This window comes from Limosilactobacillus urinaemulieris, assembly GCF_932750685.1.
GTDB classification, from domain to species: domain Bacteria; phylum Bacillota; class Bacilli; order Lactobacillales; family Lactobacillaceae; genus Limosilactobacillus; species Limosilactobacillus urinaemulieris.
In genome coordinates this window covers 114,012-127,932 of sequence record NZ_CAKOBX010000001.1, presented here as the reverse complement: position 1 = coordinate 127,932, position 13,921 = coordinate 114,012, and the positions used below count along the sequence as shown (strand labels likewise).

10 protein-coding genes and 2 pseudogenes are annotated in these 13,921 nt (G+C 38.7%); 7 read left to right on the top strand and 5 right to left on the bottom strand.

Annotated features, from left to right (window positions below):
- The first annotated feature begins 111 nt into the window (after positions 1-111).
- Together MR181_RS00615 and MR181_RS00610 are read left to right on the top strand one after the other, a co-directional pair.
- A complete protein-coding gene (locus tag MR181_RS00615) occupies positions 112-1,215 on the top strand; it encodes a hypothetical protein (protein ID WP_242333685.1) in 1,104 nt (367 codons plus the stop codon).
- Between the two features lie 237 nt (positions 1,216-1,452).
- Positions 1,453-2,135 (top strand): annotated as a pseudogene (locus tag MR181_RS00610) (PHP domain-containing protein).
- A 36-nt stretch (positions 2,136-2,171) separates the two neighbouring features.
- On the opposite strand, the gene MR181_RS00605 reads toward MR181_RS00610, so the two are convergent.
- The 5 genes from MR181_RS00605 to MR181_RS08825 form a co-directional block, all read right to left on the bottom strand.
- Positions 2,172-2,669, bottom strand: coding sequence for a GNAT family N-acetyltransferase (locus tag MR181_RS00605; RefSeq protein WP_098045105.1), 498 nt, complete (start codon positions 2,667-2,669; stop codon positions 2,172-2,174).
- 77 nt (positions 2,670-2,746) lie between these two features.
- Positions 2,747-3,655 (bottom strand): IS982 family transposase, encoded by a 909-nt coding sequence (locus MR181_RS00600; RefSeq protein WP_242333682.1) that lies wholly within the window; start codon positions 3,653-3,655, stop codon positions 2,747-2,749.
- A 213-nt stretch (positions 3,656-3,868) separates the two neighbouring features.
- Positions 3,869-4,357, bottom strand: coding sequence for a hypothetical protein (locus MR181_RS00595; protein WP_242333679.1), 489 nt, complete (start codon positions 4,355-4,357; stop codon positions 3,869-3,871).
- Positions 4,347-6,788, bottom strand: a complete 2,442-nt coding sequence (locus MR181_RS00590; protein WP_242333677.1) for a phage/plasmid primase, P4 family — start codon at positions 6,786-6,788, stop codon at positions 4,347-4,349. Before MR181_RS00590 ends, MR181_RS00595 begins: the two co-directional genes overlap by 11 nt.
- A 2-nt stretch (positions 6,789-6,790) precedes the next feature.
- Entirely contained in the window at positions 6,791-7,171 is a 381-nt protein-coding gene (locus MR181_RS08825; RefSeq protein WP_304421356.1) for a DUF669 domain-containing protein, read from the bottom strand.
- A 195-nt stretch (positions 7,172-7,366) separates the two neighbouring features.
- On the opposite strand from MR181_RS08825, the pseudogene MR181_RS00585 reads away from it, so the two are divergent.
- The 5 genes and pseudogenes from MR181_RS00585 (at position 7,367) to MR181_RS00565 (ending at position 13,737) form a co-directional block, all read left to right on the top strand.
- Positions 7,367-8,455, top strand: a pseudogene (locus MR181_RS00585) (tyrosine-type recombinase/integrase).
- Between the two features lie 258 nt (positions 8,456-8,713).
- Positions 8,714-9,538 (top strand): hypothetical protein, encoded by an 825-nt coding sequence (locus MR181_RS00580; RefSeq protein ID WP_191911201.1) that lies wholly within the window; start codon positions 8,714-8,716, stop codon positions 9,536-9,538.
- Between the two features lie 168 nt (positions 9,539-9,706).
- Entirely contained in the window at positions 9,707-10,189 is a 483-nt protein-coding gene (locus MR181_RS00575) for a MarR family winged helix-turn-helix transcriptional regulator (protein ID WP_242333674.1), read from the top strand.
- Complete coding sequence (locus MR181_RS00570) at positions 10,173-11,915, top strand: ABC transporter ATP-binding protein (protein ID WP_242333977.1); 1,743 nt, start codon at positions 10,173-10,175, stop codon at positions 11,913-11,915. The genes MR181_RS00575 and MR181_RS00570 overlap by 17 nt, the downstream gene beginning before the upstream one ends.
- Positions 11,908-13,737: an ABC transporter ATP-binding protein gene (locus MR181_RS00565; protein ID WP_242333671.1), complete on the top strand. Its 1,830-nt coding sequence runs from the start codon at positions 11,908-11,910 to the stop codon at positions 13,735-13,737. Before MR181_RS00570 ends, MR181_RS00565 begins: the two co-directional genes overlap by 8 nt.
- The last annotated feature ends 184 nt before the right edge of the window (positions 13,738-13,921 follow it).

Below are 13,921 nucleotides of genomic sequence, written 5' to 3'. Positions count from 1 at the left end.
CAAATTTATAAATTTAGCTGTTTCATTAATAAACCTTAGTGTAAAAAACAGATAGATTTTGATAAAGTTAAAGAGACTTCTTTTCAAAACTTTAATTAAGGAATTTATAACATGCAAATTAATGACTACAAAAAGAATTGGTGGCTTGCAGATATTGGTGACTATTTAAAAGTCATTGCCAATGGATGCGTAATGCTGCAACCAATCATTGCTTTATTTTTAACTTTACCATTAGACTTTAAAAAACAACTTTTCTTAGCTTCTTTATATAATTTTGTAAAATTTACCTCTCCAGCTTTTATTTTTGGAATTGTCTTTACCATAATTCGCACTAATGATAAGACTTATAAATTACCTATTAAATCTTATTTTCTTAATCAATGGAGCAATAATTTTTTCCCAACCTTCGCCTGGACATTAGCCTACTTAATTTTAATGCCAAATCTACAACAACACGGACATTTTCGTAACATTCCAACTTTTATTTGGCAATTTTTTAGTGGCAACGCTGCTCCTCATCTTTGGTATAGTGTCATGATGCTTCAGTTTTTAATTATTATGCCTGCTATTAAAGCCATCTGTGTCTGGGTTAAACATTCTTATTTCAAATTAATTTTTACAGTCATAATTTCTGCAATTATTTATTTTAGTTGGTTAATTTTTTACGACCATTTCATTCTAAATGGGCCTTATACCCAACATTGGTATCTTTTAGATAGAGTTTTTTTTAGCTTTCTAATTTTTGGACTTTATGGAGGCTTAAGCTGGAATTTTCATGAAGAAATTCAAAACTTTTTGATGAATTATTGGTGGGCTGTAGTAGGGATTTATTTGTTTACTTATTTTTGGACACGTAATATTTTTATTACTCACTCAAAAATTACTAATTTAACCAGTGATAGTTATTATCTACCTTCAATGGCAATTTATGCTTTAACAGTAATTTTCTTAATTTATTTAATCTGTATTGCTCAAAAAGTTTTTAATATGAATCGATGCCTTAAAACTATACATTTTCTAGCATTTTACGCTTATCGAGCATTTTTAGCTAATGTGTTTTGGGATCGAATTTTATGGAATATCTTTAACTTTAAGCACTTTGTTCAATACAATATTTATATAGGAATTATAATTATTTGGATTTGTACTTGGATTCTATCTTACTTGTCAGTATATTTGATTCACCGAATTTGGATTAGAATTAGAACTGTGTAATTATCTTATTATACGCATGGTGCTAATTACATCGTTTTAGTTATTAAAAAATTCTAAATTGCAGTGACTTATGACTGATATGAATCCTAAAAGTAGACAACTTTACCCGTGGTGCTAGTTAATTTTTTCCTAGAGGAAAATGTCTAAATATGTTGGTAAATCAACAAAGAACGCATATAGTAGTCTCAAAACTCCCAAGAAATGAGGACTATTTAACAAACTACGATGGGTTACGTCGTGACAACTGAACATTTTGACTTAGCCAATCCTGTTACTAAAGTCGATGATATCCCCGATTATGAAATGTACAGTCAAACAATCGATAGCTTAAATAAGCGTTTTGGCAATCGTGTTTTAAAAGGCATCGAAATCGGTTACATCGCTTCTGAAAAAGATCGGATCATCGACTATTTAGCCGATAAAGATTACAATTTAAAATTACTCAGTGTGCATCATAATGGTCAATTTGATTATTTAGATGACGAAGTCAAAGATATGGATCCTGCTATTGTGATTCCTCAGTATTTTGCACAACTTTCAGAAGCACTAGTTGTTATAGAAGCAGATGTCTTTGCTCATTTTGACTATAGTTTTCGGGTATTTGGTCTATCCGTTGCTGAATTTAAACAATATGAAGTGCAGTTTTTACCGATTCTAGATCAAGTAATCAAAAATAAATTGGCATTCGAATTAAATGCTAAGAGCGCTTACTTGTATGACAATTTAGCGCTATATGAATATGTCATCGATTTATATCTTTCACGTGGTGGTACCTTGTTTAGTGTTGGATCAGATGGGCATTACCTTGGACATTTCCGTTTCCATTTCGATGATCTTTTGCTCTGTTAAAAGCAAAAGGTGTGACGGAATTAGCGTTTTATCAAAAAGGAAAGCGAATTATGGTTCCATTACCAGTCTAAAAAAACGTCCTCACTTTTGATGCTGAGGACGTTTTTTTAGATTTCTTTTTCTAAAATCGGACAAATACGATCTTGTTTTCCTAAAAGAAAATGTTTGATCCCGATTTTTTTAAATCCATAACGTTCATAAAAACGAATAGCTGCATGATTTTTTTCATAAACAGCCAAACGTAAATAACGTTTTTGTTTCGTTTTAGCATAACGATTCGCTTCATCGAGTAACCGTTGCCCTAATCCTTTGTTTTGATAATCTTTGAGCAGATAGATCCGTTGAATCTCTATAGCATCTTTTTCATCATTGACTTTCATATAACCAATGAGTATTTGATGATCCTTGATACCAATAAATTTACTGGTTGACTGTGCCAATTCTACTGCCAATATTTCAGTTGTCAATTGTGTCTGTAAATATTCTTGCATATCAAGTGGATCTGCGCCATCGATAAACGATTCATAAAAACTGACAACACTTACAACTTGTAAAGCATCTAGATCATCATAATCTAAATACGCTAGTGTGATTTGATTGTTCATCTAACTCCTCCTTTTGACATAGTATACTATAAATCACCCACCCGTGGTGCTAGTTAATTCCGTGGTGCTAGTTAATTTTAATATCCTAAAGAATATCTCAAAGTTCCTTCAAAACGTCGTTGTACTCGACTTAATAGAGCACTGTAAACCAGTAATATGCTTTCAAATCTACTCTCTAGCCCTTTAACAGAACGTGAGTTGAAATTTTGACAACCTAATTTTTCTAAGGAAGAAAAAACAGTCTCAACTGTTTTTCTTTGTTTTCCAAGTAAGCTGTGGTCTAGTTTTTCTGATTTATCCATGTTTTTACGTGGCGGAAGGGATATAGTAATGCCCTTAAGGGCAAGCTTTTCATGGATTTTATGGCTAATATATCCTTTGTCCCCTAGGATATTGGGAAGATTCGCTTCTTCCGATAAAGTCTCTAACACTTTCACGTCATGGACACCTGGATTCGTGATTGAGTAAGTAATCGGAAAGCCAGTCTTAGTAACGATCATATGAATTTTAAGACCATAAAAATAAGATTTTTTTGTTGAGTTATAGCCAACTTTGGCTATTTGATTCAATAGTTTTACTTGTCTATTTCTAACTGGTTTACATAATGGACTAGGAAAACTATCTATAATTCCGACTAGTTCACCTTTGGTGAGCTTCTTGATGAAAAAGTATCGAATAATCTTGATAATGTAAGCTAAGTTTGAACTTAAGCGAGTGAATCGCCTCCTACTAGGAAAGTCACCATTAGGAAATAAGACGGAACAAACCGCTCTATACGTGGCTCTTTGGCTAGTATAGCCATTAATTATGCCCCATATAACACAAGCAATAATCACTGTATCGCGTTGCTTCAGTTGATCAGTATTTCTTCGGTTTTTAATCTTATCTGGTACACAATTGTGGTATATGTTAGAAACAGTTCTCATAATTTTCTTGAATGTTATAAAAGTATCTGTATAATGTTCAGTATATTTTGATGAACGCATATAGTAGTCCTCATTTCTTGGGAGTTTTGAAACTACTATATGCGTTTTTTTGTTGATTTACTAACATGTTTAGACATTTTCCTCTAGAAAAAATTAACTAGCACCACGGGTTGATTGATTTGATAATTATATTAAAACGTTTGTTGACAAAATCGTTTTAAGTTATTATACGCAAAAAAGGCGACAGAAAATTTCTGCCGTCTTTTAGTTAGGTTAAATTAGGAATGGCTCGTAGCCGAACCAAGGGTCGATTAGTCCAAGTTTATCCTTTCCATAAATGTTAACGTTGATCGGAGCAATCTCATAACCATTTTGGTCAACGTCATATCGAAGAGCTTGAACACGCCTGAGCGATGGAAACTTAGGATCACGCCAAGTTAAGAAGTGTTTATTATCGTGATCTACTTCTAACTGATCAAATGGATCAGCACTAGTTGCGCGTTCCGTAAAGATAAAATCAACTTCTCGCTGGGTCTGTGTAATATGCAAAAGAATGATCCCTGCGTGATGAGCTTTGAAGGTATCAAGAGCTGCTTTAGGGACTGCGGTTAGGTCAGCAACGGTTGGCTCAGCGCCCATTGCGTTGGTCACGTTTAGCTCGTCAGTCAGATTAAGGCGTTCTTCATATCGTTGCACCCAGTCTTTTTCATGCCCATTTCGACAAGCGTCACTAATGTTGTTATAGAAAATCTTATCGTTCATTATTATTACCTCCGGTATACTTGATGCCAAACATTTCCATCGTTAACGGTTTGGTTCCAATCTCTGGGACATTCTTGAAACTATTTGAGTAGTCTTTGGGCTGGTACTCAGGCTTTAGTTTTAAGCCCCGCCGGCCGTGCTTGCCGTTACTTTTGCACTTGCCGAATCCCCGTCGCTGTAATTCCTTGCTCAATCCTGGGTGGGTTAAGTGGGTCTCCACATCAGCATTCCAGCGATCGAAGGCATTATAGAGGTCGCGGTTAGACACTTTATCGTCAGGATTGTTGGTAATGTCTGCTACATCATCAAGGAACTGTTTGACTGTGTCCATTTCGGAGCGGTATTGTTGCCGGGCATTTTCGCAGACGGTTGGGATTTGTAAAACATGCTGCTGGTAGTCCTTTGCCGCCTGGATTAGCTGGTAGAGGATGCCGTTGCGTTCAGCGAAAAGCTTATCACCGATAGCCGGGTCTGTTTCGTTATCCTTGATTACTGTGGTCATCGGAATTGGCACGATCCGCCGCCAAATACCGTTGTCTGATCCAGTAACCGTTGGCAAATAATTGGTAGTCATAAACAAAACCGCTTTTGGCATGAACTCCCGAGAACGCTCCCGTAGTGGGCGAGCAACGATCCGCTCCCCACCTGTTAGCTGCTTAACCGTTGCTTCAGCCAGGAATGCTCCCTTTTCCAGCTCGGAAGTAGTGACCATGCGGGCATTTTCAACCCTTGCCAGCTGGTCATTGTAGGTATTGTCTTGCCGAGAGAAGCCGTTATGGGAGACTACTGCTGGACTGATTTGCGTGGCATAGTCCCCGAAAATTCGCGACATCAAACTTAACAGGACGCTCTTCCCATTCGACCCTGGCCCATAGAGGATAAGCATGGTCTGTTCTTGGTTGGTACCAGTCAAGGCGTAGCCAAACACTTTCAGCACGAACTTAATCAACTCTGGATGGGCCTTAAAAACAGTTTGCATAAATTGATTGAAGACAGGAGTTGTAGCATCTTGTGGGGTGGCCGAAATTAAACGAGTAATGTTGTCACTAGCTACTACTGGACGTTGTGTGCCATCTTCGAGGTTATATAGCGTACTGTCACAATTAATCACTTTCGCTTTCCTGTCGAAAATGCTATCATCAGAGGTACAATAAGCCTTGACTTGTTTCAACACGGCTGTTTTACCAGCTGTGTTTTGATAATGGTGAACGAACTTTTCAAAGTTCTTTTGAGCTTCTTCACTGGCTTTTTGGCGATCGCTGTCAGAAGAAGCTTCATTACCATTGGATTCAAGGCAGTTGTCTAGATGAGCTTCTTGAGAAAGATAATCAGGAAGCTCTTTTTTTAGTTCATTGACAACATTGTCTAACCAATGGTTGACTTGACCAGTCGTGTCCACAATCCAAACCTTTCCATCAAAATACAGGAAGGCTTGCTGCTGGTAACTGTACTTGACTAACTTACCGAACCGCTTCAAAAAGCGGTTACGCACGCCTTGATCTGTCCACGATAGATCCTCCAGGTCTGGGTTATAGCGATCAGTGACTGCTTCCAGTGCGCGGCTGATGGTCATCTGACCATACGTCTGCTCACCGTGCTGTTCGTCCCATTTTTCTCGCATCAATCCAGATTGCCGGAAAATTCGATCTATCTGCTTAGCATTTCCATTGGTCCAGAAGGCTAGCAATGAGCACAAACTCAGGTCAGCTTCTGACTGGCTCTGAAAGCCTGCTGTATGCCATTTTCCAGCCATCAGTTGATCAAATTTTTCGCCGTTGTGACTAGTTTTAGCTTTAGCAACCAAATCCTGGTCGGATAAGGTTAGCTGGCCTTCATCTACGAATGCTTGATTAGCTTGTTTAGGCTGATTCGGTTCAATGTAGTGCTGATAAAGATAGTCAACATTCTCTTCACTCAAGGTTTTAGTTTCATTACGGTCGTCAATCACATCAGTAGTTAATGAAATGAACCGTCTATCGGAATACATCTCACAATTGTTGTGCCGCTTTCGTTGACCAGGAATTCGTCCTTTGAATAGCAGGTGGAAACCATTACCGCTCATTGATCGCTCTAAATAAGTGTTTTCAGAATGTTCAAGAATGTCTTTTACCTGATCCTGGAAGTTTGGCAGTGGTTGGCCCGTTTGTCGGTCAAGTACATGATCCACGTCTAAACAGGTAATCCCTAAATCGAGGGTTAGGAAGATGCCAATACCAGCAACATGATATTTGTGAAGCCCTGTCAGTGCTTTGGCAAAGGTTGACCAAGTCGTGGGATCGCTGACACTTGCGTTCTTTCCAGTTTTGGCGTTAATTGGCCACTTATCATACTTGCCTTTAGTGTCGTTCCACCTGCTGCCGAATAGGCCGAAGCAGCGCTGGCTTTGGAGCCAGTCTGGTAGATTCTTTTGATACGTTTCTTTTTTAGTCATGATTAATTTTCTCCTTTGGGATATTCAGTAGGTAGCCACTTAACCACGTCAATGTTGGAATACCATTTATCGTGGTAAAGATGCCTTTTTGTTATTAGCTTCACTCGGACGTAGCGTCCCTGAAATGCTCGAATGACTTCATCGAGATTCGCGAAAACTAGGTTGTCGGGAATGCCACAGGCCTCTGCAATCACAGTCATCATGTTCAAATCGTAAGAGTTGTTCTTTTGGTTGCGCCAAAGTGGCACGTGGACATGAGTACCCTGCTGCGGTTGCGGGACATCGGAGCGAATTAATAGATTGAAATCCAGAAATTCGGCTCCTCGTGGCGAAGCATTTAATGTGAGAAGGAAGATCTCCACTTCGTACTCACCATTAGGAATGTTTTTAACATAACACTCACTCTTTTTCTTCTATATATTTAATAATTAGCGGGAACTAGAAGTTGACTACATTAAGGTGATTTGTTGTAATGCATTTTTAACACTATTCCTTTTGAATTTTCAGTAATAATATTAGCTTTTTCCCAACATGCCCATGCCGGAATCTTGAACGATTTCGTAAAGGGGATATTAATTATGTCATTCGTTAGAAAAAGAAAAACTGGTTATGCGGCCTATGCAGTTTATTATCGGAACGGTAAGCGTAAGCAAAAAACTGCTGGGAAATTATTTAAATTAAAAAAAGATGCTCAACGCGCCGCAATGGAATTACAACTCAAAATTGATAGTCTTGACCCATCACTTTCTGACATTTCATTTGCTGATTATTACGATAAATGGCGGATGACTTACAAAGTGCCAAAAGTTACAAGTCATAGTGGACGTTATCAATATGAGTTGATTGGCAAATGGATCCAACGCTACTTTAAAGATAAAAAGATGCAAGATATTCGTCCGATAGAATACCAACGATTTTTGAATTGGTATGGTGATAACCACGGATATGAGAGTGCCAGGAAATTAAAGGGTGTGATCCATACATGCGTTAGTTATGCCGTTAGTGACGATGTGATTCGTAAAAATTTTACTGATCGTGCGGAGCTGACTTACAATTCAAATAATTCGATGAAAGTGGAGTATTTAAGTACGAATGAGCTTAAAAATTTAGTTCATAGTACAGTTGAAGGTCTAAATATTAATAATACTAGCCGCTACATGATTCTTACGGCTATTTATACTGGAATGCGAAAAAGCGAAATCCAAGCGTTAACATGGAAAGACATTAACTTTGCTAGTAATACCATTACCGTAAATAAGTCTTGGGATGAACGAACAAAATCGTTTAAAAAGACTAAAACTAAATCTAGCAATCGAACCATTAAGGTGAATTCCTGCTTGCTAAGGTATTTGAGAGCATTGTAAGCTAATAGTTCGACTATGGTTTTTCAAAACTCACGTTTAACGATTCCCACATCTAACGCTCTTAATAAATGTTTGCGAAGAATTCTTTCAAATAGCCACCTATCCAAACGTGATTTTCATTTTCATTCTTTAAGGCACGTGCATGTAGCCTACCTTTTAAGCAAGGGTATTGATATTTACGCAATTAGTAGAAGACTTGGTCATTCAAATATAACAATTACGTTAAAAACATATTCTTACTTGATTGATGAATTTCGTAATCGGAACGATAGCCAGATTGTTAAATGCTTAGATGTGATTTAAACTGTTGCGCGGGCAGTCTAAACTACTGATGTATCAACATAAAAGATCCCCGTGCGGGTGATTTTTTATTTTCAACTATTAGTATTGGTAAATAATATTTAACCATGAGAAAGCGCAAGGGAGGCAAGCTAATCACTTCTTTTAGCGCTTTTTTGAATTTCACAATTATTTTAATGAAAATGATTAAGAATAATGGTGAAACGTGTTACACTAAGATAGTGTTATTTTTAAATTTGCAAAATAAATGGTGTTTTAATTATGAATTTAAAAAATGTACTTATAATTGTTGGGGTAATTGCACTAATCTTGTTAATTATCCAGTATGTTGGGCAAGTTAGACGAATGCGCCAAGGCGATAATTTTGTTAGTCGCGGTCGAGCATTTGTTAACTGGTTATTGTTGTTCATTATTATTGGTAGTATTGGTGGGACTGTCTATGCAGATCACCACTCAAAGGCGGATTCTGATATAACAGAAACTAAGGCAATCACCAATGATAATGACGAGGAAGCAGACCAGGTTTATATTAACTTCGATAAGAAGAAGGCGCGATTGAATAGTGATGGTGTAGCACCGATGAAAATTATTGTTTCACCAAATACAAAGGTGAAAATCGTTGGTCATGATACCGGTAAAGTTTACAAGACCTTCAAGGCGGAAAAGAGTGACGGTCCTGTAACGATTAAGTATGACTTTGAATATGCCGCTAAGTATGACATTATCGCAACTCGTGGTGATAAGAAGGTTAAGAAGACCATTACAATTAAGGAACAAAAGAATGATTCATCATCTTCTTCATCCTCGTCCGTTGCAAGTAGTTCTAGCTCTTCTAGCAGCTCGTCTTCTAGTCATAGCTCATCTCATTCTTCAAGCAGTAATTCCAATAATAGCGGGAACAATAATGCTGGTGGAAATAATAATTCCGGAGCATCTTATAATGGCGGCGGTAGTAGTTACCGTGGTAATACAGGTGGCGGCTATACACCATCCCACTCTTATAATGGTGGTGGCCATACTGGTGGCGGTAGTACCATTAGTAATCAACCGACAATTAGTACCCAGCCAACTATTGGTAACCAATAATTACGTTTTTTATTGAGATTATTAAAGACTCAGGTATTTCACTTTAGGTGAGACCTGAGTCTTTATTTTTAAAATTCATCCATGAGCGTTGCTTTTTATGGAAAACGTGGTTATTATATAATAGTTATGTACCTAACAATTATGCACCTAACGATAGGAGATGGAAGAATGATCACTGATGATGAAGTATTTCCTCGGTTGTTTAGTTTAATTAGGCAAATGCATAATCTCTCCAAAAGAAACATTAAGCATTCGGGGATGTTCCTTGGGCGAGGACGAATAATTCATATTCTAGCAATGCGGGATCAGCCGTTATCACAACGAGAATTAGCGGATATGGCAAATATTAAGCCGGGTTCTTTAACGGAAGTTCTTGAGCGATTAGAACGAGACAACCTTATAAAGCGGGAACGACTTGCCAATGATCGCCGAGTAATCCACGTTCGGTTGACAGCGAAGGGACGAAAGGCTTACCAAAAGATTGTAGAAGAGCGGCATGAATTTGGCAGTCACCTTTTAGAAGAAATTGATCAGGAGGATCTAGTGCGTTTTGTTAAGGTAGTCAATATGATGGAAAAGAACCTTCATCGTTATTACGGTGATCGGTTACCAAGAGAAGGGAAAGGTGAACGGTTTGATCAAAATTGCTAGAGATAACCTTGCTAAATGGGCGACAACCTTGGCGGTGCTGTTCTTATTAGTCCAGGTTGCTTGTGACTTATACTTGCCAACAATCACATCCGATCTAGTAAACAATGGGATCGTGAAGCAAAATTTAGGTTATATTTGGCATGCCGGTGGGTTAATGCTAATTGTTGCCGGGATTGGTGTCGTTGCGGCGGCAGGAAATGTTTATTTTGCGGCTACTCAATCAATGCAGGTTGGTGAAAAGCTTCGTAAACAGGTATTTAGCCACGTAATGAAGTTTTCTAGTCGCGATATGAGTAAGTTTGGCGACTCGTCACTAATTACCCGGTCGACCAACGATATTGTGCAAATTCAAAACGTTATGATGCAGGTCTTGCGAATGATGCTGCAATCACCGATTATGCTGGTGGCCGCTTGTGTCTTAGCCTATATTCGTGAGCCGCGACTGACTAAGGTATTTTTAATCAGTTTACCGATTTTGGCAATCGTTATTGGCATTGTAATGTACTTTGCAGTTCCTCTGTTTAAAAGCATTCAGTTTAAAACTGACCGAATTAACTTGATTTTTCGGGAAGGACTGACAGGTGTACGGGTAATTCGGGCATTTCGTCAGGATCAGCGTGAACAAAAGCGATTTAAAGCGGCTAATGGCGATTATACAGATACGGCAATTAAAGCATATACACTAGTCTCGTTCTTATTCCCCGTAATGACTTTAATTCTAAGCCTGACAAATGTTGGGATTATCCTTTTAGGAAGTCATTTGATCGCAAATATGACGATGCAGGTCGGAAACTTAATTGCATTTATGACCTACGCTACGCAGATTATGATTAGTTTCATGATGTTATCCATGGTCTTCGTTTTTGTCCCTCGGGCATCTGCTTCAGCAGCGCGGGTTAATGCAGTTCTTGAACATCAGCCAAGTGTTAAAGATCTTCCTGTGGCAGACCAGGAACATCTTACAGAAGAGACTTCAGCTTCATTAAGTTTTGATCACGTTAATTTTCGGTATACAGGTGCTGAACGCCTAGCATTGGAAAACCTTAATTTTAAAGTGACGGCTGGGCAGACACTAGCGATTATCGGTGGGACGGGCTCTGGAAAGTCGACCCTTGTTAACTTAATTCCCCGGCTCTTTAATATTGAGAGTGGTGAAATCAAGGTTAACGGTGTTGAGGTTGATAAATTAAGCCAGCAGGAACTCCACTCGGTTATTTCAATTACCCAGCAAAAAGCGGTTCTCTTTACCGGAACGATTCGTTCAAATCTTCAATTTGGAAACCCCAACGCGACGGAAGACGAAATGTGGTCAGCATTAAGAGTTGCTAAGGCAGCTGACTTTGTTAAGGAAGCTGGTGGCTTAGATGCTAAGGTTGAGCAATCGGGAAGTAACTTTTCTGGTGGCCAGCGACAACGATTAGCAATTGCCCGGACAATTATTAAGCCGGCTTCAATTTACATCTTTGATGATTCATTCTCCGCTCTTGATTTCAAGACAGATGCTGAATTACGACAAGCGCTTAAGAAAGATTCGCAATTACAAAATGCTGTTAGTGTAATTGTAGCTCAGCGGGTATCGACAGTGGCTAATGCTGACTTAATTATTGTTTTAGACGATGGTAAAGTAGTCGGCCAGGGAACCCATGAGCAATTAATGAAGGATAATCCGGTATATCAAGAAATTGTTTACTCACAGATAGCAAAGGGGGATGACCAGAATGCATAACGGACCACGTGGACGAGTGAAAAAGGCGCAACACTTTTGGCCAACGACAAAGCGGCTGTTCGCTTACCTTAGGCCGTGGCGATTTGGCTTAATCATCTCAATAATATTAGCGATCATCTCCGTTATTTTATCAATCTTAGCGCCAAAAATTCTTGGTGAAGCAACCACCATTATTTATAATGGGGTAATGCGTGGCTATTCGGAAATGAAGCAGGGAGTCCACCTTACTAGCCTGCCAATTGACTTTCACCGGATTTTTCAGATCGGTTTAACTGTAATCTTACTGTATGTTTTCTCGGGATTATTTAGTTTTGCTCAGCAGATTATTATGACGAGGATTTCCCAGAAAGTTGTTTTTAATCTTCGGGGTGATTTAAAGGAGAAAATGCAACGGGTTCCGGTTAAATTTTACGATACCCATAGTAACGGTGATATTATGAGCCGGATGGTTAATGATATGGATAATATTGCGGGGACTCTTCAGCAAAGTCTAATTCAAATTGTTACGAGCATTATTACCTTTGTCGGGGTTTTAGCGTTGATGATTACGATTAGTTGGAAGCTAACACTGGTGGCACTGATTACGTTACCGCTGAGTGCGTTAATTGTTGCTTTTGTAGCACCAACTGCCCAACGACTTTTTAGTAACCAGCAGGCAGAGCTTGGTAAAATTAACGGTCAGGTTGAAGAAACCTACGCTGGGCACACGATTGTTAAGACTTTTAATAAAGAAAAAGATGAAGAGAAAACATTCGCAGAGAAAAATCACCGCTATTATCAGGCTGCCTGGAAAGCCCAATTTTTCTCAATTTTGATCTTTCCTTTAATGAATTTTGTTCGGAACCTTGGCTACTTAATGGTTGCAGTAGTAGGAGCAATTGAGGTTATTCATGGACAGATTACATTAGGTAATGTTCAAGCATTTCTTCAATATACGAACCAGTTTTCCCAACCGATTACTCAAATCGCTAACTTGAGTAGTACAATTCAGCAAACGATTGCTTCCGCGGAACGGATCTTTGAGGTGCTTGATGCCCCAGAAATGGTTTCTTCAGACGCGGATCCGACATTAATTAAAGAGAAGCCATTACCAAAGATTGAGTTTGCTAATGTTGATTTCAGCTATAATGACGAACCATTAATTGAAGACTTTAACCTTAAGGCGATGCCAAACGAAATGGTAGCGATTGTCGGGCCAACTGGTGCAGGGAAGACAACTATTATTAATCTTTTAGAACGGTTCTATGAGGTTAAGGGTGGTAAGATCTACCTTGATGGACAAAACACCAAGTCGATGTCGCGTGATGAACTGCGGAGCCGCCTTGCAATGGTTCTTCAAGATACCTGGTTATTTACTGGGACGATTTTTGATAATATTAAGTATGGCCGAAATGATGCAAGTGATGATGAGGTATACCAGGCTACTCGTTTAGCACATGCGGATAACTTTATTCGCGAACTCCCAGATGGATATGACACCATATTGGATGAGTCAGCATCCAACATTTCACAGGGGCAGCGTCAACTATTAACGATTGCCCGGGCGTTCTTGGCAAACCCAGAAGTATTAATTCTAGATGAAGCAACGAGTTCTGTTGATACACGGACAGAAGAACTAATTCAAAAAGCAATGAATGAATTGCAACGGGGAAGAACAAGCTTTGTTGTTGCCCACCGTTTGTCGACAATTCGGAATGCGGATAAAATTATTGTGTTAAATCATGGTCATATTCTGGAAACGGGAAACCATAAGTCCCTGATGAAGAAAAACGGCTTTTATGCTGATCTTTACAATAGTCAGTTTGTTGGTAACAACCTTTAATGAAGAATTAAAATTTTTGAAGAGGGAGCGTGACAGAAGTCATTTATGACTTCGTCTTCACGCCCCCGCAAGCACAAATAGAGCTCCAGAGTTCGGATCTTACCGAACACTGGAGCTCATTTGTGTACTGCGCTGTTCGTGTTTTATCTAAGTAATAAGACTTATGTCACAACCCCTTTTTATT